The 21,543-nt window shown below is 53.7% G+C and carries 17 protein-coding genes; 7 read left to right on the top strand and 10 right to left on the bottom strand.

Annotation, left to right across the window (positions count from 1 at the left end; translation table 11 throughout):
- Positions 1 to 37 precede the first annotated feature (37 nt).
- Positions 38 to 1,633: an ABC transporter substrate-binding protein gene (locus QMZ65_RS01135; protein WP_097117075.1), complete on the bottom strand. Its 1,596-nt coding sequence runs from the start codon at positions 1,631 to 1,633 to the stop codon at positions 38 to 40.
- 113 nt (positions 1,634 to 1,746) lie between these two features.
- On the opposite strand from QMZ65_RS01135, the gene pepT reads away from it, so the two are divergent.
- Positions 1,747 to 2,973 (top strand): peptidase T, encoded by a 1,227-nt coding sequence (gene pepT, locus QMZ65_RS01140; protein WP_283215234.1) that lies wholly within the window; start codon positions 1,747 to 1,749, stop codon positions 2,971 to 2,973.
- A gap of 176 nt (positions 2,974 to 3,149) precedes the next feature.
- Here the strand turns inward: pepT and QMZ65_RS01145 are convergent, their stop codons facing one another.
- Together QMZ65_RS01145 and QMZ65_RS01150 are read right to left on the bottom strand one after the other, a co-directional pair.
- Positions 3,150 to 3,929, bottom strand: a complete 780-nt coding sequence (locus tag QMZ65_RS01145) for a transporter substrate-binding domain-containing protein (RefSeq protein WP_058962084.1) — start codon at positions 3,927 to 3,929, stop codon at positions 3,150 to 3,152.
- Positions 3,930 to 3,943: 14 nt separating this feature from the next.
- Complete coding sequence (locus tag QMZ65_RS01150; protein WP_283215235.1) at positions 3,944 to 5,110, bottom strand: methionine aminotransferase; 1,167 nt, start codon at positions 5,108 to 5,110, stop codon at positions 3,944 to 3,946.
- A gap of 126 nt (positions 5,111 to 5,236) precedes the next feature.
- Here QMZ65_RS01150 and QMZ65_RS01155 point away from each other — a divergent pair, with 126 nt between their 5' ends.
- Positions 5,237 to 6,118 carry a LysR substrate-binding domain-containing protein gene (locus QMZ65_RS01155; protein WP_097117073.1) on the top strand — a complete coding sequence of 294 codons (882 nt, stop codon included), beginning with the start codon at positions 5,237 to 5,239 and terminating at the stop codon, positions 6,116 to 6,118.
- Here the strand turns inward: QMZ65_RS01155 and QMZ65_RS01160 are convergent.
- Both QMZ65_RS01160 and QMZ65_RS01165 read right to left on the bottom strand, forming a co-directional pair.
- Positions 6,076 to 7,752 carry a methyl-accepting chemotaxis protein gene (locus tag QMZ65_RS01160; protein WP_283215236.1) on the bottom strand — a complete coding sequence of 559 codons (1,677 nt, stop codon included), beginning with the start codon at positions 7,750 to 7,752 and terminating at the stop codon, positions 6,076 to 6,078. The genes QMZ65_RS01155 and QMZ65_RS01160 overlap by 43 nt on opposite strands.
- 213 nt (positions 7,753 to 7,965) lie before the next feature.
- Positions 7,966 to 9,483, bottom strand: a complete 1,518-nt coding sequence (locus tag QMZ65_RS01165) for a carboxylesterase/lipase family protein (protein ID WP_283215237.1) — start codon at positions 9,481 to 9,483, stop codon at positions 7,966 to 7,968.
- A 192-nt stretch (positions 9,484 to 9,675) separates the two neighbouring features.
- On the opposite strand from QMZ65_RS01165, the gene QMZ65_RS01170 reads away from it, so the two are divergent.
- Positions 9,676 to 10,110, top strand: coding sequence for a DoxX family protein (locus tag QMZ65_RS01170; protein ID WP_034830906.1), 435 nt, complete (start codon positions 9,676 to 9,678; stop codon positions 10,108 to 10,110).
- A 69-nt stretch (positions 10,111 to 10,179) separates the two neighbouring features.
- Here QMZ65_RS01170 and hglS read toward each other — a convergent pair whose 3' ends face one another.
- Together hglS and QMZ65_RS01180 are read right to left on the bottom strand one after the other, a co-directional pair.
- Entirely contained in the window at positions 10,180 to 11,517 is a 1,338-nt protein-coding gene (hglS, locus tag QMZ65_RS01175) for a 2-oxoadipate dioxygenase/decarboxylase HglS (protein WP_160832972.1), read from the bottom strand.
- Positions 11,518 to 11,605: 88 nt separating this feature from the next.
- Entirely contained in the window at positions 11,606 to 12,940 is a 1,335-nt protein-coding gene (locus QMZ65_RS01180; protein ID WP_097117070.1) for an MFS transporter, read from the bottom strand.
- A 310-nt stretch (positions 12,941 to 13,250) separates the two neighbouring features.
- On the opposite strand from QMZ65_RS01180, the gene QMZ65_RS01185 reads away from it, so the two are divergent.
- The gene (locus tag QMZ65_RS01185) at positions 13,251 to 14,171 is read left to right on the top strand and encodes a LysR substrate-binding domain-containing protein (RefSeq protein ID WP_034830936.1); all 921 of its coding nucleotides are present in this window, start codon (positions 13,251 to 13,253) and stop codon (positions 14,169 to 14,171) included.
- Here the strand turns inward: QMZ65_RS01185 and smrA are convergent, their stop codons facing one another.
- The gene (gene smrA / locus QMZ65_RS01190) at positions 14,172 to 14,738 is read right to left on the bottom strand and encodes a DNA endonuclease SmrA (protein WP_034830911.1); all 567 of its coding nucleotides are present in this window, start codon (positions 14,736 to 14,738) and stop codon (positions 14,172 to 14,174) included.
- 296 nt (positions 14,739 to 15,034) lie between these two features.
- Between smrA and fnr the strand changes: the two genes are divergently transcribed.
- The gene (gene fnr, locus QMZ65_RS01195; protein ID WP_034830913.1) at positions 15,035 to 15,787 is read left to right on the top strand and encodes a fumarate/nitrate reduction transcriptional regulator Fnr; all 753 of its coding nucleotides are present in this window, start codon (positions 15,035 to 15,037) and stop codon (positions 15,785 to 15,787) included.
- A gap of 118 nt (positions 15,788 to 15,905) precedes the next feature.
- Positions 15,906 to 16,862, top strand: a complete 957-nt coding sequence (uspE, locus tag QMZ65_RS01200; protein ID WP_034830915.1) for a universal stress protein UspE — start codon at positions 15,906 to 15,908, stop codon at positions 16,860 to 16,862.
- Between the two features lie 46 nt (positions 16,863 to 16,908).
- Here uspE and pntB read toward each other — a convergent pair whose 3' ends face one another.
- Together pntB and pntA are read right to left on the bottom strand one after the other, a co-directional pair.
- Entirely contained in the window at positions 16,909 to 18,297 is a 1,389-nt protein-coding gene (gene pntB, locus QMZ65_RS01205; RefSeq protein ID WP_034830917.1) for a Re/Si-specific NAD(P)(+) transhydrogenase subunit beta, read from the bottom strand.
- A gap of 11 nt (positions 18,298 to 18,308) precedes the next feature.
- Positions 18,309 to 19,841: a Re/Si-specific NAD(P)(+) transhydrogenase subunit alpha gene (gene pntA, locus QMZ65_RS01210; RefSeq protein WP_034830919.1), complete on the bottom strand. Its 1,533-nt coding sequence runs from the start codon at positions 19,839 to 19,841 to the stop codon at positions 18,309 to 18,311.
- A gap of 539 nt (positions 19,842 to 20,380) precedes the next feature.
- Between pntA and ydgH the strand changes: the two genes are divergently transcribed.
- Complete coding sequence (gene ydgH, locus QMZ65_RS01215; protein ID WP_097117067.1) at positions 20,381 to 21,337, top strand: DUF1471 family protein YdgH; 957 nt, start codon at positions 20,381 to 20,383, stop codon at positions 21,335 to 21,337.
- The last annotated feature ends 206 nt before the right edge of the window (positions 21,338 to 21,543 follow it).

The following is a 21,543-nucleotide window of genomic DNA, read 5'->3' on the forward strand; positions in this document are numbered from 1 at the left end:
ATCTAGCGGGCCGCCTTTGGATTGCCCGCTGCCATCATCAATCCTTAATATCGACCGGAAAGAAAATGTGTTTGCCAAACGGATCGACGGTATATCCGCTCACCGTTTTGCGCACAGGCTCGAAAATTGTCGAATGGGCGATCATCACGGCAGGCACCTGGTCATGCATCATCTGCTGCGCTTCGCGATACAGGGTGACGCGCTTGTCATGGTTTTGCTCAGCACGTGCTTCGGTGATGATCTTCTCGAACGGCTGATAGCACCATTTGGAGGAGTTGGAGCCGCCATTGGCCGAGGTGCAGCTGTAGAGCGGGCCGAAGAAGTTATCCGGATCGCCAGTCGCCGTGGTCCAGCCCATCAGCGCCGCCTGATGCTCGCCGCCCTTCACGCGCTTCAGGTATTCACCCCACTCATAACTGACGATGTTGGCTTTAATGCCCACCTGCGCCCAATCTGCCTGAATCATCTCTGCCATTCGTCGCGCATTCGGGTTGTAAGGACGCTGTACCGGCATCGCCCACAGTGAGATTTCGGTGCCGGGTTTTATGCCCGCTTCCTGCAGCAACGCTTTGGCTTTCTGCGGATCATAATCGTAATCTTTCAGATCCTTGTCGGCGCTCCAGACATCCGGCGGCAGAATATTTTTCGCCACCGTGCCGGTGCCTTTGAAGATCGCGTCAATTATCGCCTGCTTGTTAATCGCCATCGCCAGCGCCTGGCGGACTTTAACGTTATCCAGCGGCGCTTTAGTGGTGTTGAACGACAGGAAACCGGTGTTGAGTCCCGATTTCTGTTCCAGCGTCAGGTCAGGATTGGTGCGCATTTTTTCCAGATCGGCCGGATTAGGGAACGGCATAATCTGGCACTCGTTTTTTTCCAGCTTGGCATAGCGCACTGAGGCATCTGGGGTGATGGAAAAGACAATGCGATCCAGTTTCGCTTTGCCCTGCCAGTAATCCGGGAAGGCTTTGTAGAGAATGCGGGAGTCTTTTTGATATTGCACCAGCTCAAATGGCCCGGTGCCGATAGGCTCCATGTCCACTTTTTCTGGCGTACCGGCCTTCAGCATCTGATCGGCATACTCCGCAGAGTGAATGGAGGCGAAGTACCAGGCCAAATCCGCGAGGAACGGCGCTTCCGCATGCGCCAGCGTGATGCGCACCGTATTGTCATCCACTTTCTCTATATTCTTGATCAGCTTCGCCAGTTCCAGGCTATCGAAATTGCTGTAGTTGCCACCGGAGACGTTGTGGTAGGGGTTTTTGGGATCCATCTGACGCATAAACGAGAAGATCACATCATCGGCATTCAGGTCGCGCGAGGGTCTAAACAGTTTGTTGCTTTGGAATTTAACCCCTTCGCGTAAGTGAAACGTGTATACCGTGCCGTCCGGGCTGATATCCCAGCTTTCAGCCAGGCTTGGCACCAGTTCTGTGGTGCCGGGCTTGAAGTCTACCAGGCGATTGAAAATCGGCACTGCGCTGGCATCCACACTGGTTCCCGAGGTGTACAGCTGTGGGTTGAAATTCTCAGGAGAACCTTCAGAACAGTAAACCAGCGTTTTTGCCGATACCCCGCCTGCTACCGCTAAACACAACGCGCTGAGTGTGAACTTTGCCATCATCTTTTTCATTGTGATCCTCGTTTTTGTTGACTTCCATGAGCCCGCATCGGTATGTATTGATAAATAACACGTTTTATCCGAGGTGTGTAATGCACATCGCGCAAAGCTAATAAGGAAATGTGATGACAGAACAACTCGCGCGCCAACTGACCCAACGTTTTTACCGTTATCTGGCGGTTTCCAGCCAGAGCGATGCCAAATCCACCACGCTGCCCAGCACCCCTTCACAACATGCGATGGCGGAGCTGCTGGCGCAGGAACTGCGTGAGCTTGGGCTGCAGGATATCGTCATCGATCAGCATGCCACGGTGACCGCAGTAAAACCGGGCAATCGGCCTGATGCACCGCGCATTGGCTTTATTACCCATATCGACACGGTTGACGTGGGTTTATCACCGGATATCCATCCGCAAACCCTGACGTTTAACGGCGATGATTTGTGTCTGAACGCGCAGCAGGATATCTGGCTGCGCGTGGCGGAACATCCGGAGATCGCTCCCTATCACGGCCAGGAGATTATTTTTAGCGATGGCACCAGCGTGCTCGGCGCCGACAACAAAGCGGCGGTGACGGTGGTCATGACGCTGATGGATAACCTCAAAGGCGATCATGGCGACATTGTGGTGGCATTTGTGCCGGATGAAGAGATTGGATTGCGCGGCGCCAAAGCGCTGGATTTGGAGACACGCTTTAACGTTGATTTTGCCTGGACTATCGACTGCTGTGAGCTGGGCGAAGTGGTGTATGAGAACTTCAATGCGGCGGCGGCGGAACTGGTGTTTACCGGCGTGCCGGCGCATCCGATGTCCGGTAAAGGCGTGCTGGTGAATCCGCTCCTGATGGCGCACGACTTTATTTCACGTTTCGATCGCCTGGCCACGCCAGAACATACCGAAGGACGCGAAGGCTATATCTGGTTTAACGATATCAATGCCAACGCCAGCCGTGCGGTGTTGAAAGCCTCGATTCGCGACTTTGATTTACAGGGATTCGATGAGAAAAAACAGCAGTTGGTGGAAGTCGCGGATGAGATCGCCGCGCTTTATCCTACCGGGCATGTTTCACTCACCATTAACGATACCTACAGCAACATTAGTAATGCTATTGGGGAAGATCGTCGTGCGATTGACTTGATATTTGCGGCGCTCGAACAGGTGAGTGTGGAGCCGAAAGTCATACCGATGCGCGGCGGCACAGACGGTGCGGCTTTATCGGCAAAAGGATTGCTGACACCGAACTTCTTTACCGGTGCACACAATTTCCATTCACGCTTTGAGTTTTTACCGATGCCGTCGTTTGTGAAGTCTTATCAGGTGGCGGAAGCGCTGTGTTATCTGGCGGCGAAATAAGCAAGAACTTTACCGGCAGATCTTAATGCTGTCAGAGGCACAGTGAGGGTCCGGCGACCGTTGGGAGGCAATGCCACCCACTTCGACGTAGACGAAAAAGGCTGCCATAGATGAACAATGGCAGCCTTAATTTAATCCGGTTTTAACGGCGCAGCGCGCCAGAGTGGCGCTTGCTGTTATTTCGCTGCGGTCACATCAATGCCAGGGAAGAATTTCGCCGCCAGCTTGGTGATGGTGCCGTCAGCCTGCACTTTCGTGATAGCCGCATCCAGTTCACCTTTCAGCTTGGCATCACCCTTACGCAGGCCGAAACCGATACCGGAACCGAGGATGGTGTCATCTTCAACCGGCTTGCCAACAAAGGCGAAACCTTTGCCCTGTGGCTTATCGAGGAAACCAGACTGACCCGCAGCTGACATCACCAGCGTGCCGTCAAGGCGGCCCGCCACCATGTCGTTATAAACCTGGTTCTGGTCCTGATAAGAGGTCACGGTCACACCCTGCGGCTCCCAGTGCTTCTTAGCGTAAGTTTCCTGGATTGAACCCTGCAGCACGCCGATGTTTTTGCCTTTCAGCGACTCGGCGGTTGGCAGGACTTTCTCGCCCTCTTTCACGATCAGCATGGTCGGAATACGGTAGATGGGCTTGGTGAAATCGATGCTTTTGGCACGCGCTTCAGTGATGTTCATCGCCGAGTTGATCGCATCAAACTTTTTCGCCTGCAGTGCCGGGATCAGCGCATCAAAGCTGCTTTCCACCCACTTACAGTCGAATTTGCCAACTTCGCAAATTGCTTTACCCAGTTCGATATCAAAACCTTCCAGCTCGCCCTGTGCGTTGCGGCTTTCAAACGGTGGATATTGTGATTCCAGACCGTAGCGTAAGGTTTCCTGTGCCAGTGCGTGTGCAGAAGTCAGCATACCCAGCGCCACAAACAGTGCGTTTAACTTTTTCATTATTCTTCCCCTAATTACCCTTTAACCCGGCACAGCGCTTCCGCGCCAGCCTGCAGTGTTGCGTCGTCTTTCGCGAATGACAGGCGAATTAATTTATTGTCAGTGCCGTCCATATAAAACGCCGACAACGGAATGGTGGCCACACCGTGATCGGCGATGAGACGTTTTACCATTTCACTGTCGCTTTCGTCACTGAAATGTCCGTAACTGGCCAACATAAAGAAGGAACCTGCGCTTGGCAGCAGCTTAAACGGCGAATCTTGCATCAATGACAGCAGGCGATCGCGCTTTTCCTGATAGAACGGTGACAGCTGCAGATAGTTTTGCGGATTCTGCAGATAATGCGCAAAACCCACCTGCATTGGCGTATCGGCGGCGTACATCATGAACTGATGCACCTTCACAATTTCTTCCATCAACGCGGCCGGTGCCAGCGCATAACCGACGCGCCAGCCGGTAACGTGGAAGGTTTTGCCGAATGAAGACACGATCACGCTGCGCTGTGCCAGTTCCGGATGGGTTGCCATGCCGCAGTGGGCACGGCCATCAAACAGGATGTGTTCGTACACTTCGTCGGACAGTACCACGATATCCGTGTTGCGGGTTAAGGCCGCCAGCTGCTCCAAATCGGCTGGCGTCAGCACCTGCGCACTGGGGTTGTGCGGCGTGTTGATGATGATCATGCGGGTGCGCGGCGTGATGGTGGCGCGCAGTTCATCCCAGTTGATCGCAAAATCCGGCACCTGCAACTTCAGGCCAATCGGGGTTGCGCCCTGTAAACGCACCACCGGCGCATAGCTGTCGAACGCCGGTTCAAAGAAGATCACCTCGTCACCAGGATGCACCAGCGCCGAAATCGCCATGTAAATACCCTGGCTGGCGCTGCCGGTGATCAGCACTTCGCTGCCCGCATCATAGCGCTGGCCATAAAGCGTCTCGACTTTTTCAGCCAGCGCTTCACGCAGCGCCGGTAAACCGGTCAGAGAGGCATATTGGTTATGACCTTCGCGCATGGCTTTACTAACCAGCTCCACCAGATGCGGATCGCACGGGAAGTTCGGCGCACCTTGCGACAGGTTGATGGCTTTATGTTGTGCTGACAGCTGGCCGATGACGCTGAAAATCGTCGTGCCGACATCGGGCTGTTTGGAAGAGATGTTAACACTGCTATTCAAGGTCATCGTTGCTCCACAAGGTTGCATAACCACGTAAGGAAAGTAGATTTCTATTCAACGGTGAGACGCTTGAGTCGACAAGCGAATTGTTGTCATAATAGCCATGATTAAAAATCATAGCTTGAGGTCGTAATGTCCCGCTCCGCCCTGCCGTTGAATGCCATCCATGCTTTTCTGGTCACCGCACGCCATCTTAACCTGACGCGCGCCGCCAGCGAATTATGCATTACGCAGGGTGCGGTGAGCCGTAAAATCGCCACGCTGGAAAGCTGGCTGGGATTTCCCTTGTTTGCACGCCATGCGCGTGGTCTGCATCTTACCGAGCAAGGCGCGGTGCTGTTGCCCGAACTGCAACAAGGTTATGCCATGCTGGTGAATGCCACCGAGAAAGCCAGCCGCAGCAATGCCTCAATTCGCCTGAAAGCGCCCACCTGTGCCATGCGCTGGCTGGTGCCACGTTTGGTGGCGCTGGAGCAACAGCGGCCGGAAATCCATGTGGCACTGACCACCACGCTGGACCACGCTTCACAGCTGGAAAATTATGATGCGGCGATTGTGTTTGGCACGCCGCCTGCCGGTTCCATTCGTTTATTTGATGAGCGACTGACACCGGTCCTGGGCAGCAACATCACGCCACCCGTGGGCATCAGCGATTTGGCGAGGTTTACTTTTTTGCATCCCACCAATGATTCCCGCGACTGGCAAATGTGGCTGGCGGATCAAGCGGCCACTGTGCCGATGGCACGCAATCAGCACTTTGCTACTATGGATCTGGCCATCAGCGCGGCGATTCAGGGCTTTGGTGCAACGGTGGCGGATGTGACACTGGTGCAAAATGATTTGGCGAATGGTCGCTTGATTGCCCCGTTTGCCAACAGCGTGGCCACCGGGGCAGCGTACAGCCTTTTACAGTGCGCAGAACAGGATGCGCCACCGTTCCTGCCGGATCTGGTGGCGTGGTTGTGTCAGCCTCAGAATGAAACCCACTCATCGGCTCTGGCCGACTTCGATTGAGCAACAGGCGTACTGGTTAACAGCGGACGGCGCAAAACGGTGCTGGCTGGCGCGGCCTGAGCTTTACCTAACGGCGCACTGTCCGACAGACGGAATTTCGCGACAGAAGCCTGCAACTCTTCCGTTTGACGCTCCAGCGCACTGGCCGCCGCAGAAACCTGCTCTACCAGCGAGGCGTTCTGCTGAGTCACGCTGTCCATTTCCGTGACGGCGGTGCCAACTTGCGAAATGCCCTTGCTCTGCTCTTCGGAGGCGGCCGCGATGTGCTTCATGATCTCATTCACATCCTGCACCGACTTCAGAATATCGTTCATGGTGCTGCCTGCGCTGCTGACCAACGCAGAGCCCTTATCCACGCGCTGGACGGAATCTTCAATCAGCGTGGCGATCTCTTTCGCCGCCCCGGCACTGCGCTGTGCCAGATTACGCACTTCACTGGCCACGACCGCAAAACCACGGCCTTGTTCGCCCGCACGCGCGGCTTCAACGGCGGCGTTAAGCGCCAGGATGTTGGTCTGGAAAGCAATGCTGTTGATCACGTTGGTAATCTCAGCAATTTTCTTCGAACTGCCGGAAATGCCCTGCATGGTGGTGACCACTTCCCCTACCAGACGGCCGCCCTGCTGCGCGGTGCCGGTAGCCGTTTCTGCCAGTGAACTGGCCTGACGGGCGTTGTCGGCGTTGAATTTCACCGTTGCCGTGAGCTGCTCCATACTGGCCGCAGTTTGCTCCAGCGCGGCCGCTTGCTCTTCGGTACGGGAGGAGAGATCGTTGTTACCGGATGAGATTTCTGCCGCGCCGCGATAGATATTCTCGGTTCCGCTGCGAATGGCGCTCACGGCTTCACGCAGGCTGTCCTGCATCGCACGCAGCAGCGGCACCAGTTTGCCAACACAGTTGCGGCCGGAATCTTCCACGGGCTGACTAAGATCGCCTTGGGCAATCACTGCAAAATGGTTACGTACGCGCTCCAGTGGTTTCACCAGCATCGCTACCAGATAACGGTCGGTGAACAGCAAAATCACCAGACCGAACACCACAGCAACCAAAATAATCACCTTAGTAATGTTGGTGAGTTTATCGACGGTGACACGGGTTTCATCCAGCTTAATGCCTGCGGCTTTATTAAACGCCTCCGCGCTGGTGCCAAAGGCGCGGCTGAGGGCGGGCGTCACGTTATTAGCCTGTGTGCGGTAAGCTTCAACAGTGCCCTGCTGTGCCAGCGACACCTGCGGCGCAATCCCCTCATCCAGCAATTTCTGCCAGCTGGCGATAACGCTGTTAACCGTTTCACTGTCCATCGGGCCAGGTGCCATCGCTTTGAATTGCACCAGCTGCGCTTTCATACTCTCCAGCGCCTGTTGCACCGGTGCGAAGGCATCCGCGCTTACTGCCGCGCCCGATGCACGCCCTTCCATCACGCGGGATAGACGCGTCACCACACGAAAATATTGATCGTTGCCTTTACTCAGTACCGTCATCTGATTAACCAGCTCACGGTCTATCTCATTCCCTTCGCCGAGGGCATTGAGCGAGTGCACGCTAAATAATCCGACACCGCACCACAGCAGGCAGAACAGCCCGAGAATAGTCAGCATGACGGCGCGAATAGTGAAGTTTTTTAAGATTCCCATACATAATCCCTTGGTGTGAAACGCGTAGGAGGCCCGATAAAATCGGGCATATTGCGTTTATCGGCAGTGGATTGGGAAAATGTAACGGTTTAATAAGCTAATTAATTGCTGTCTGCTTAAGCCGGATAGGAAATGTTATTACTGAAAATCAATGGATTAGCCGAAAATTTGCCTTATAAATTCATTTGCGCAATTTCACTATTAGCCTGCTCATCAAAGCTTAACGTGGCTGCGCATCATCAGACGGAACAAACACAGCCGCCCACGCATAAAACGCGCCTTCAACACCGCTTGCGGTTTACCCTGATCACCGAGGGCTAATGTCAGGTCTTCACGGGGACGCCACACCGGCCAGTCGATTTTGCCCTGCAGCCGATAACTAAACTCACTGGCATCCCGGGCGAAGGTCACCCAATAGGTACTGACCATGTCGGCGAAGCGCTTATCTGCGGCAGTGTAATCCCGCTCAGGCAGCGGTTTCAGTGAGGTCAGCGTGTTGAACACATAGGGGATTTCGTTGCCGTGCCAGGTGCCATGTGGATAGAGGTCGCGGGCGTTCTCTGACACATAGTCGAACCAGTATCGCCAGGCAGGCATGCCAATACTGTGTTGAGACTGCGCCACCAGTAACGGGATCACGGTAAACGCCATGTCTCGCGCCACTGCCCGGCCCAGTAAGGTATCGTCGTGAATATCGTATAGCCATTTCATCAGGCCATAACTCAGGCGATTTTTGCGACGAATTTGTTGTAACACCGTTGCAGGATCAACACCAAAATAATCCAGTACGCTGGCTTCATCACTGTTACTTCCCACCATCAACGGCACCCGATGCTGTTTACCGGCCATAAAGGTTTCGAGCATCGGTTTGGGGAGCACCGCATCACCGCTGATTGCCACCGGACCTAATCCCAGTGGACGTTGCAGCGGCCAGAATTGATCGGCAGGTAACTGACGAAGCTGTTCGGCAGAGGCGTGATCCGGCAGGCCAAAATGCGCTGCAACCTGTTTACCGATCTGTTGCGCCCTCCTGCGCGGCACATCCGGCAAGCTGTATGCACTCTGGACAATACCTTTGTGGAACAGCCCTTCAGCCAGCGGAGAACAGCACAAAGACAACACGCTGCGCGCCCCCGATGATTCGCCAAACAGTGTGATATTTTGGCGATCGCCGCCAAAGGCAGGAATATTGCGTTGAACCCATTGCAGCGCAGCGATTTGATCCAGCAAGGCAAAGTTATTTACCACCGCTTCTTGCGGGTATTCAGCATCCAGCGCCGGATGGGCGAAAAAGCCAAAATGGCCAAGACGATAATTGAGCGTGACCACTACGACGCCCTGCGCGGCTAAGGCTTTGCCGCGATAGGGATCAAGACTACCCGCGCCGATGGTAAAGCCTCCGCCGTGCAGCCACACCATCACCGGCAAGGGACGGGAGGGCTCAACGTCTGGGGTCCAGATATTCAGGTACAGACAATCCTCATTGAACCGGCCCGGATCGCCGCCACCCACTGCCACGCAATAATCCCGGTTTTGCCAGCTGGCATCACCCCATTGCGTGGCTTCACGTACTTCTTGCCAGTGTGCAACCGGCTGTGGCGGACGCCAGCGCAGTGCGCCCACAGGTGGCGCGGCGTAAGGTATTCCCTTGAAGACAAAAAGATCATCGTCAATCAGGCCTCTGAGTTCACCCTCTGCGGTCATGATCCTCAGACGTCGTTCGTTTTTCATCTCGGGTTCCCAGATCAAGCTTGGTTCCATTATTTGCAGGCCTTGAGCGAATGTCCATGTTCTGAAAGCATTTGCAGATTAAGCCGAATATGCTTTCGATCCATTGAACATCTCCATCAAATTATTTGGCTAACCCTGGCATGGCGAATTGCATTAAGGTTACAAGTTAACCTGGCGAGACGGAGAAGCGCGATGTTTGGTGGTATCAACCAGATGTTCAATCGGATGAGCGATCACCCGGACTTCGGTAAACTGCTGTTACGTCTGACGTTTGGCGGCCTGCTGTTATTTCATGGCGAATTCAAGGTGATGCATGGCGTCGACTGGATCGCTCATATGTTGGCCGTTAAAGGCATGCCAGGTTTCATCGCTTACGGTGCTTACATCGGGGAAATAGTGGCACCTGTCATGGTGATCATCGGTTTAATGACGCGCCCTGCGGCTTTCATTATTGCGGTGAACATGGTTGTTGCGACCTTGCTGGTAAAAATGGGCGCGGTCTGGCATCGCACAGATGTTGGCGCCTGGTCTCTGGAAACAGAGGCGCTTTATCTGCTGGGCGCACTCGCCATCATGTTCTTGGGTGCCGGGAAGTACACGCTGGTGCGTGATTCGCGCTTGCAATAAAAATCAAAAGAAATGAAGCCGGTCTGCTGAAGTGCTGATGCCACTTCACAGACCGGTTTTCTTATGCCCTCAACGTATACCGCAACGAGCCAGACTGCGCTGCTGCATCTGTTGATACAACGCCATCTCATCCTGCACCGCTGCACCTAACGCGGCTTCAAAATCCGCCCGGCTGGCATTGCCCGCGCTACGTGCGTGCGTTTCGTCGCCTAAATTAGACTGAAATATCCCCGCTGCGCTCACTGGCAGAAAATCTTCATACACTATCGGTTCTGCCTGCACGCGCCCTTCAGCAAGCAGTTGAACCAGAGTTTCTCCCGTTTGCGGAGGATGCTGGGTGCCCTTAGCGGTCAAACGATAGCGGAACCACGCCAGTTCCTGTTCGCGCAAGGTATCTTCATCATCTGGGAAATCGCGAAACACCGCGCTCAGATGCTGTTGATGATGCTGGTTATCACTGCCGGTGCCCGCTTCCGCCAACAGACGGTCGTAGAGTGTGCGGCCTTTGGGGGTTAGCGCCGCGCCGCGCTGTTCGATCTCACCAAAGCGCGCAGTATGTGTGCCGGGGGTGCCGTCATTAAAATGCACTGCCTCTTCCAGCGCTTTAAAGCTGGTTTGACGTAACAGAATCGGCACCTGACGTTGGGGGGGGCCCTCGATGAGGGTTTTAGGATCGATGCCGCGCGTGGGCATTAAGGTTTGCACGCGATCTATATCCAACGTGCGTGGGGTCAGATGGTTGATGTGGCACCCCTGGAAGCACACTACGTCGGCAATCAAACGATGTTGCTGGCTCAGTGCGCGGTAGGTTTCACTGTCCACGAGGGTATGGGCATGCCAGCGGAAGGTTTCCAGCGCCTCTTTGACAAAGCGAGCGGCATCAGCGGCGTTTAAACCGCCCTGCTGTTGGTGTTGCGCGATCAATGCGCGGCAACCCGGCGTGAAAATATCGCGCGCGGCTAAAATCGCGGCGGCTTTCTCTCTCAACGCGGCATCATCAATCAGTTCAAGACGTAACAGAGAGGTAAACACGCGGAACGGATTGCGGCGCAATGCGCTGTCCGTAACCGGACGAAAAGCGGTGGAGTGAACCGGCACGCCCGCCTGGGAGAGATCGTAATATCCTACCGGTTCCATCCCCATCACCGCAAACATCTGGCGCAGCGTGCTGAGTTCTTCGGCAGTCCCCACACGAATCGCACCGTGACGTTCCACGCTGAGACGGTCCAGTTCATCGGCGGCGGCGAGACGGTTTTTTAAAGCGGGTTGAGCTTCCAGCGTACGTTCATTCACGGCCGTGACCAGTTGCGTCAGGGTGCCATATTGCGGCACTTCCTGCTGATACATACTGGACATCGCTTGCGAGAACAGCGTGCGAATCGCATCGCTGGTGAGAAAGTTTTCCATGGTCATCACCTCGGCGTTAAGGGTTGTTGCTAATGTAGATCAACCCTTTATCGCCGTGGAGGAATTTCGTGGAACTGTGATCGCCCTGTCACTCAACCCGGTCTGACGGGTCACCAAAGCGACATTTCAGGGCCAGCATGATCGTGGTGAGCACCGCTGGAATCGCCAGCAACAGGAAGATTTGGCTGAACGACCACCCGAGCGAAAGGAGTTCTGCGCCGACAAAAGCACTCATAATCGCACCGACACGACCCACACCGTGCATCCAGCTGGAACCGGTCGCACGCGCGTGCGTAGGGTAATAGCTGGCGGACAGCGCATTCATGCCGGTATTGGCGCCGTTAAAGCAGAAGCCGCTAAAGAAGGCGATGGCACTCATTAATCCCACTTCCGCCGGGGAGAAGCCGAGCGCGACAATCGCAATGCCGCCACAGAAGTAGATCACCGCCAGCGCGATATTGGCATTAATGCGATCCATCAGCCAGCCCGCAAACAGCGAACCTACCGTGCCGCCCGCCTGGTACATCGCCGTAACGATGGCGGCTTCCGTCACCGACATTCCCAGCGTATTGATCAGCGAGGGCATCCAGCTGCCAATCAGATAGACGAGGAACAGCCCCATAAAGTAGCCGCCCCATAACATCAAGCTGCCGAAGAGATATCGCCGGGAAACCACCGTCGCCACTGCGCCACGCCGCACGACAACCTGTTCAGTGGACTGGTAATGGCTGTTCGGCTCAACGACGCCAGGCAGCATGCGATCCAAAATGGCATGTATACGTGCAGCAGGTGCGCGACGGCTAATCAGGAAGCGCACGGATTCCGGTAAGCCGCGCAGCAGGAAAGGCAAAACAATCAGCGGCAAGACGCCACCCATCAACATCACGGAGTGCCAGTCATAGCGAGGCAACAGCCAGGAAGCTGCAAATCCGCCCGATGCGGCACCAAAGGTGAAACCGCAGAACACCACGGTGATAATGAATGAACGTCGACGCTCTGGTGCATACTCTGCTACCAGCGTTCCAACGTTTGGCATGGCTGCACCGAGGCCAAGGCCGGTGAGAAAACGGAATAACATCATTTGATCGATGTTTTGCGCCATGGCGGTGGCCAGCGTCCACAAGCCAAAAAAACCCACGCTGAGCAGTATCATCACACGCCGCCCGTAGCGATCGGCCAATGGCCCTGCCACCATGGCACCTAAGGCCAGGCCAATCAGCGCAGCGCTGATCACCATGCCAAGCTGATGATTAGTGACGCCCCAACTGGCTTTCAATGTAGGAGCGATAAAGCCCATCAGCGCGATGTCCATGCCATCCAACGCAACAACGATGAAGCACAGCGCAATCAGGCGTTTTTGCCAACGGCTAAGCGCACTCTGATTAATCAGCTGGCGAACATCTACGGCTTCAACGGTGGTCACGGATCAACTCCTGCACATTCATCGTTTAATCATCAGTTTTGGTAAAAAAAACGGCGATAATGATAGCTCATCGTTAACAATAACGGGCAGGATTTTTAGGTGTAAGTGAGAATTATTCAAATTATGCGAGATTAAGCGCTTGATATTGCAATAGGTGATAATTTTGCATTGGCGCTGACTTTCACTAATTCTATTTAAAACATCAGGTTAGCAATATCAGGGTTTTTGTTAATATAATTTTGCAGTGAAGTTAACATAATTCCAGTTTTCCCATTGCCGCCATCAGGTAAAAGTCATTATGTTTGAGGCTATGGACAAAAATTCCCTTTTCAATCAGCGCATTCGCTTGCGCCATTTACACACCTTTGTTGCGGTCGCGCAGCAAGGCACGCTGGGGCGCGCGGCAGAGACACTCAATCTCAGCCAGCCTGCGCTCTCAAAAACCCTGAATGAGCTGGAAGAACTGGCTGGCGCGCGTCTGTTTGAACGTGGTCGTCTCGGTGCCCAGTTAACGACGCTCGGCGAGCAATTTCTTGTCCATGCGGTAAAAGTGCTGGATGCGCTTAACCATGCAGGCCAAAGCTTTAACGCCCCACAACCCGGCCGACCGGTCGTGATTCGCCTCGGCGCGCTCACCACAGCGGCAATGGGTATGCTGCCACAGATTCTCGATCGTTTTCACGAGCAACAACCGAACACCACGGTACAAGTGGCGACATTACATAATAATGTTCTGCTGGCCGGGTTGCGCGCGGGTGAGTTTGATATTGGCATTGGGCGCATGGCCGACAGTGAAATGATGGCGGGTCTGAGTTATGAATTGCTATTCCTTGAGTCGCTTAAACTGGTGGTACGTCCTGAACACCCGCTTCTCAGTGACAACGTCACGTTATCCCGCGCGATGCAGTGGCCGGTGGTGATATCGCCGGAGGGCACCGCCCCGCGTCGTATCGCTCAACATATGCTGGACGAGCAAGGTTGTGCGCTTCCCGCTAATTGTGTTGAAACCTCATCCACTTCGCTGGCGCGTCAGTTGGCCCTGCGTTATGACTATGTGTGGTTTGTCCCCTCAGGCGCCATCAAGGAAGACCTTAGCCACAATGCCGTTATTGCACTGCCGATTAACTCCCCTGGGCCGGGAGAACCGGTGGGGATTATCACCCGCAGCGGCAGTCATCTCAGCCTGAGTGCCGAAGTGTTGCTGGCGACCATTCGCAAATTTCACACCTGATTAGCGACTGCGTTTGGCGTGGCGCTCACGATTATCCAGCCGCGCCTGATCCGTTTTTCTTAAACTGACATACAGTGCCCCGGCACCTCCGTGCTGGGGCTGCGCCACGCAAAAGCTTTGCACCTCGTCAAACTGCGTCAGCCAGCGTGCCAGATAACTGCGTACGATATTGGCATGGGCTTCATCATCACGGCCTTTACCGTGGATAATCAGCAGATTGCGTAGCCCCTGCTTGCGTGCCTGCAGCATGAAACTGAACAATGACTTTCGACAGGTTTCTATCGGCTGACGCAGCAGGTTCAGGCTGGCGTCCAGGGAATATTTCCCCAGCCGCAACTTGTCCAACACACCTTGTTGAATCCCTTCTGTTTTGTATTCCAGCGGTGTCGTCAGCGGGATGATGTCAAGAAAGCCCCGCGTGAGGAAATTTTCCTGTTCGTCATTCGCTTGCGTCGGGCGCGGCGCTTTGGTCGAAGGGGAACGCAACCATTGGGTATTGGCACAATCTTTCAGTGGCGTCACATCGCCCATGGCATCCCGGAAAAGGTCTTCATCGTCTAGGTTCATGGTGTTTTCTCACGCCTGGTGGTTTGCTGAGCGCAAGTTGCCGCTCAAAAACAAAATAGTAGCAAAGGATTTTTGGCATCACATCTGTCACTTTTTGCACTGAGACAAGTTATGACCAGATGTAAATATGGCAACAAAACGTTCCAGGTCAAAAAATAATGTCAGGCAAACCTTGCGCAAACTCAGGTATACCCTACGTTAGTGGGGGTTTAAGGGGAATTACTGCTCGGATGAGTTCCCTTAACGCGTAAAAATGTTAAAATTGACGGCAGTCAATAATCATCGAGCGTACCTATATGATCCCGGAAAAACGCAGCATTCGACGTATTCAGTCTGGCGGTTGTGCCATTCACTGTCAGGATTGCAGTATCAGCCAGTTGTGTATCCCTTTCACACTGAACGAGCATGAGCTGGATCAGCTGGACAATATCATTGAGCGCAAAAAGCCGATTCAGAAAGGTCAGACGTTGTTCAAAGCCGGTGATGAACTGAAATCGCTTTACGCTATCCGCTCCGGCACCATCAAAAGCTATACCATTACTGAACAGGGTGACGAGCAGATTACCGGCTTCCATCTGGCAGGGGATTTAGTGGGCTTTGATGCGATTGTCGGCGCGCACCACCCGAGTTTTGCTCAGGCGCTGGAAACAGCGATGGTGTGTGAAATTCCTTTCGAAACTCTCGACGATCTCTCCGGTAAAATGCCAGCACTGCGCCAGCAGATGATGCGTCTGATGAGCGGTGAGATTAAAGGCGATCAGGATATGATCCTGCTGCTCTCCAAGAAAAACGCGGAAGAACGTCTGGCGGCCTTTGTCTGGAATTTGTCACGCCGCTTTGGTCAACGTGGCTTCTCACAACGTGAATTCCGCCTCACCATGACGCGTGGTGACATTGGTAACTACCTGGGACTAACCGTAGAGACCATTAGCCGTCTGCTGGGCCGCTTCCAGAAAAGTGGCATGCTGGCCGTTAAAGGCAAATATATCACTATCGAGAACCATGCGTTGCTGGCAGAACTGGCGGGTCAGACTGAACAAGCTGCGTGATTCTATGCCGGGTCGATAAATGTTAGTTTATTGATCCGGCAACAACTTTTCCCCTTCTGCCCTGCGCCAACTTAGGCTATCTTTAATCCAACTTGCTTTGGTTTGAGGAGATTGCCTTATGTCCCGGTACCAAAATATTCTGGTGGCGATTGACGCCCAACAGGACGATCAACCCGCGCTGCGTCGTGCGGTGTATCTGAATCAACGTATCGGCGGAAAAATCAAAGCTTTCCTGCCTATCTACGACTTCTCCTATGAAATGACCACCTTGTTGTCGCCTGATGAGCGATCCAACATGCGTAAAGGTGTGATCAGTCAGCGTACTGAATGGATTCGTCAACAGGCCCACGCCTATCTTGAGGCCGGTGTTGATATTGAAATTAAAGTGGTGTGGCATAACCGCCCTTATGAAGCGATCATTCAGGAAGTGATGGCGCACCAGCACGACCTGGTGTTGAAAATGGCCCATCAGCACGATCGCCTGGAAGCAGTGATTTTTACCCCGACAGACTGGCATCTGCTACGCAAATGCCCCTGCCCGGTGTGGATGGTGAAAGATCAGCCGTGGCCGGAAGGTGGCAGAGCCGTTGTGGCGGTCAATCTGGCCAGTGAAGAGCCCCATCACGATGAATTAAACCAAAAGCTGATTCGTGAAACCGTGCTGCTGGCCGATATGGTCAATCACACAGAAGTGCACCTTGTCGGTGCTTATCCCATCACGCCAATCAATATCGCCATTGAACTCCCCGACTTTGACCCCAGCGTGTATAACGATGCGATTCGCGGACAACATCTGGTGGCGATGAAAGCGCTACGCCAGAAATTCTCCATCGGCGAAGAGTTTACGCATGTGGCAAAAGGCTTGCCGGAGGAAGTGATACCGGATATCGCCTCTCATCTGGAGGCGGGAATTGTGGTACTCGGCACCATCGGCCGCACTGGCCTTTCGGCCGCGTTCCTGGGGAATACCGCTGAGCAGGTTATCGATCATCTCCGCTGTGATTTGCTGGCAATCAAACCGGACGATTTCAAATCGCCGATTGATTATGACGATGAAGAAGACGAAGACGATTAAAACAACAAAGGCGACCAGATGGTCGCCTTTTTAATCGCACTACAGATTACAGCGCGCGCAGGATACCTTCTACACTCGCCTTCGCATCACCAAACAACATTTGCGTGTTGTCTTTGAAGAACAGCGGGTTCTGCACCCCAGCGTAACCGGTATTCATTGAACGTTTAAACACGATAACGTTCTGCGCTTTCCACACTTCCAGTACGGGCATACCAGCGATTGGGCTGCGCGGATCTTCCTGCGCCGCCGGGTTAACGGTGTCATTGGCACCGATCACCAGCACGGTATCGGTATCGCTGAAATCATCGTTAATCTCGTCCATTTCCAGCACCACGTCATACGGCACTTTGGCTTCAGCCAGTAACACGTTCATGTGGCCAGGCAAACGGCCAGCAACCGGGTGGATGCCGAAACGCACTTTGATGCCACGCGCACGCAGTTTTTCGGTAATTTCCGCCACCGGGTACTGTGCCTGCGCCACTGCCATGCCGTAGCCTGGGGTGATGATCACTGACGTTGAGCCTTTCAGCAATTCCGCCGTGTCTTCTGCCGTGATTTCGCGATGTTCACCCTCTTCTTCGCTCTCGCCACCGACACTCACATCGGTACCAAAACCACCGGCAATCACGCTAATGAACGAGCGGTTCATCGCCTTACACATAATGTAGGACAGGATGGCACCCGAAGAACCCACCAGCGCACCGGTGACGATCAGCAGGTCGTTGCTGAGCATAAAGCCCGCAGCCGCTGCCGCCCAACCGGAGTAGGAGTTTAGCATCGACACCACAACCGGCATATCCGCACCGCCAATCGACGCCACCAGATGCCAGCCGAACACCAGCGCAATCACCGTCATCAACAACAGCGCGACGACTTGTGAACCGGTGCTATTCGTCTGTACAAACCACAGCATCAGCAAGAAGGAAACCACCAGCGCTGCCAGGTTCATTTTATGACGATGTGGTAACATCAGCGCTTTCGACGAAATCTTGCCGCGCAGTTTACCAAACGCCACGATAGAACCGGTGAAGGTCACCGCGCCGATAAAGATGCCGAGGAACACTTCCGTCAGATGGATATTTTCCATCACCGGCGCCAGGCCTGGTGCGTGGTCGATGTAGCTGTTGAAACCCACCAGCACCGCAGCCAAACCGACAAAGCTGTGCAGAATCGCTACCAGCTCTGGCATTTCAGTCATTTCGACTTTCTTCGCCAGACGCACACCGATTGCACCCCCGATCACCATCGCCAGCAGGATCCACGCCACGTTGCCGCTGTTGGGGCCGAAGATGGTCGCCAGCAGCGCAATCGCCATGCCGCTGACACCAAAGATGTTACCCTGCTTTGACGTCTCGTGTTTTGAGAGGCCAGCCAGGCTGAAAATAAACAGAATTGCGGCAACAATGTATGCTGCAGTCACTAATCCGCCAGACATGTTGTTACCCCTTAATTCTTACGAAACATTTTCAGCATGCGCTGGGTGACGGTGAATCCACCGAAGATATTGATGCTGGCAATCAGTACTGCGACGAAGGCAAGGAAAGTCACCCACCCGCCGTGTCCCATCTGCAGCACCGCACCCACCACAATTATGCCGGAAATGGCGTTAGTGACGGACATCAATGGCGTATGCAAAGCGTGACTGACGTTCCACACCACGTAGTAACCGACGACACAGGAGAGCGCGAAGACAGTAAAGTGGGAGAGGAATTCAGGCGGTGCCACGTTAGCGAGGCAGGCAAAGAGCACCACAGCCAATGCCAGCAGCAGATATTTGCGCCACGGTGAAACCGGTTTGGCTTCCACTTTTGCTTTTGGCTCAATGGCCGCCTGCGCCGCTTTCGGTGCAGCAGATACCTGAATCGGTGGTGCTGGCCAGGTGACTTCGCCGTCACGAATCACGGTGACGCCACGTACCACAACGTCTTCGAAGTCGACGGTGATTTCGCCGTTTTTCTCTTTGCACAGCAGTTTCAGCAGGTTGACCAGATTGGTACCGTAAAGCTGAGAGGACTGTGTTGGCAGACGGCTAGGCAGATCGGTATAACCAATGATCTTCACACCGTTGCTGGTTAAAGTCACCTGATCAGCTACCGTGAGATCACAGTTACCGCCGGTTGCTGCCGCCAGATCGACAATCACGCTACCTGGCTTCATGCTGGCAACCATTTCAGCGGTAATCAGCTTCGGTGCCGGTTTGCCCGGGATTAAAGCGGTAGTGACGATGATATCGACTTCTTTCGCCTGCGCGGCAAACAGCTCCATCTCTGCCTTAATAAAGGCTTCTGACATCACTTTGGCATAGCCATCGCCACTGCCGGCTTCTTCTTCGAAATCCAGCTCAAGGAACTCGGCGCCCATACTCTGCACCTGTTCTTTCACTTCTGGACGGGTATCAAACGCACGAACGATAGCCCCAAGGCTGCCCGCTGCACCGATTGCCGCCAGACCCGCCACGCCCGCGCCGATAATCATCACTTTCGCCGGTGGTACTTTACCCGCGGCGGTGATTTGCCCGGTAAAGAAGCGGCCAAATTCATGCGCCGCTTCAACAATGGCACGGTAACCCGCGATGTTCGCCATGGAACTCAGCGCATCCAGTGCCTGGGCACGAGAAATACGTGGCACAGAATCCATCGCCATGACGGTAACCTGGCGCGCCGCCAGTTTTTCCAGCAGTGCCGGATTTTGTGCGGGCCAGATAAAGCTAACTAAAGTGCTGCCCGCGCGTGTCAGTTCGATCTCCTGATCGTCTGGCGCATTCACTTTTAACACGATGTCAGACTGCCAGACACTTTCGGTGGTGCTGACAGTGGCACCAGCGGCGATAAAGCTCTCATCGTCAAAACTTGCGCGAATACCTGCGCCCTGCTCGACCGTGACGCTGAATCCCAGCTTGATCAGTTGCTCAACGGTCTTTGGCGTTGCAGCAACGCGCGACTCATTGGCTAACCGCTCTTTGGGTATCCCAATTAACATACTGTTTCCTTTCAACAATTAAAGGATGAGGTTCTGTAAGTGGCACAAGCCCATAAGGCTGAAACAGCGTTTCAGCTTTTTATGAGCAAAATGCGCAATGTAACAAAGTCTTTATAACCTACTGAAAATGTGAAAAGTGATCCACAGCGATAACGCACACTTATGACATTCACACTAATATTCAGATGCAAAGATTGAATGCCACCTTTTGCCACTAGTTTTGCGACATAATAAAAAATATTCTGCTGCGCAAAATCGTGTCATGTCGAATTTAGTGTTTTCAAAAACCTTTATTTAACAATACTTTAACTATTATGATGCTATGTGTTACCAGAATAAGTGGTAAAGCGGTCAAAAAAAAGCCATAGCATAGGTAAATGACATGTTGATGAATTATTTGCGGAGATTGTCAATCTTATGCGCATAAATTGGCTGAGACAGGTTGATTATTACATGCAATAATCAGCGGCTAATCTGTTATACATCAAGAGTCCAGCACGTTTTCGTACTCATTTTGCGTAAGGCGAAGGATCATTTTTATGAAGCTGAAGAACACCATTCTGGCGACCACTTTGTTATCCCTGTTGGCAGCAAATGCATTTGCCGCCAAAGAGTTGACGCCAGAACAAGCGGCCGCGTTGAAACCATTCGAACGTATTAATATCAGCGGTCGTTTCAATGCCATCGGTGATGCTACCGATGCCATCTCTAAAGCAGCCGATGAAAAAGGCGCTGACTCCTTCTATGTACAGGGTATCAACGATACCAACGGCAACGGCGGCAACTGGCGCGTCACGGCTGATTTGTACAAAGCTGATGCCCCAAAAGCGGATGACACCACCAAATACCGCATCTTTAGCGGTGTGAAAGAGTTGCCAAAAGCCGAAGCCTATCGTTTAGAGCCATTCGATACTGTTTCTGTTAGCGGTTTCTTCGCCAGCCAGCCAGATGTGAATGATGCCATTGCCAAACAGGCGAAAGACAAAGGCGCGGCATCCTTCTTTATTGTGCGTCAGGTTGATGCCAATAACGGCGGTAACCAGTACGTGACTGCTTATGTCTATAAAGCGGATGCACCAGAACGTAAGGTGCAGAATGTTTCAGATTCGATTCCTGCCGATTCTGAAGCCGGCAAAGCAGCACTGGCTGCTGGCGGCGCTGCAGCCAGCAAAGTGGCCATTCCGGGTGTTGCCTCTTCTGATACCCCTAGCCGTAGCGTAGGCCGTTTCTTTGAAACGCAGAGTTCAACGGGTCAGCGCTATACCGTTAAGCTGGCAGATGGTCGTAGCGTGCAGGAAGTGAATGCGATTACTGCCGCACAGATGCAGCCGTTTGATACTGTGACCTTCTCTGATCACTTCGGAACGCCGACTGAAGTGTCTGAAGCCGTGGCAAAACGCGCAGCAGATAAGGGGGCGAAGTACTATCACATCACCCGTCAATGGTCGAGCCAGAGCGGTGGCAACCTGACCGTGACCGCGGATCTGTTCAAGTAATTCCCCTGCAGGGCGGCTTTTGTCGCCCTGTGCTTCTGTTTGCATAGTCTCTGCGCAGATCTGCATAATCCTGCATTGCCTTCCCTTTTCGCTCTCCGTAAAATCCTTCGCCTGTTTTCAGGGTATTCCGTTTTAAATCCGGCCAATCGCCACGTTACACTCCAGCGGAATCGTCACTACCCAGCATACTCTGCTGCCCAGGAATG

Source organism: Pantoea sp. EABMAA-21, from assembly GCF_030053335.1.
In the GTDB taxonomy this organism is placed as follows: domain Bacteria; phylum Pseudomonadota; class Gammaproteobacteria; order Enterobacterales; family Enterobacteriaceae; genus Pantoea; species Pantoea communis.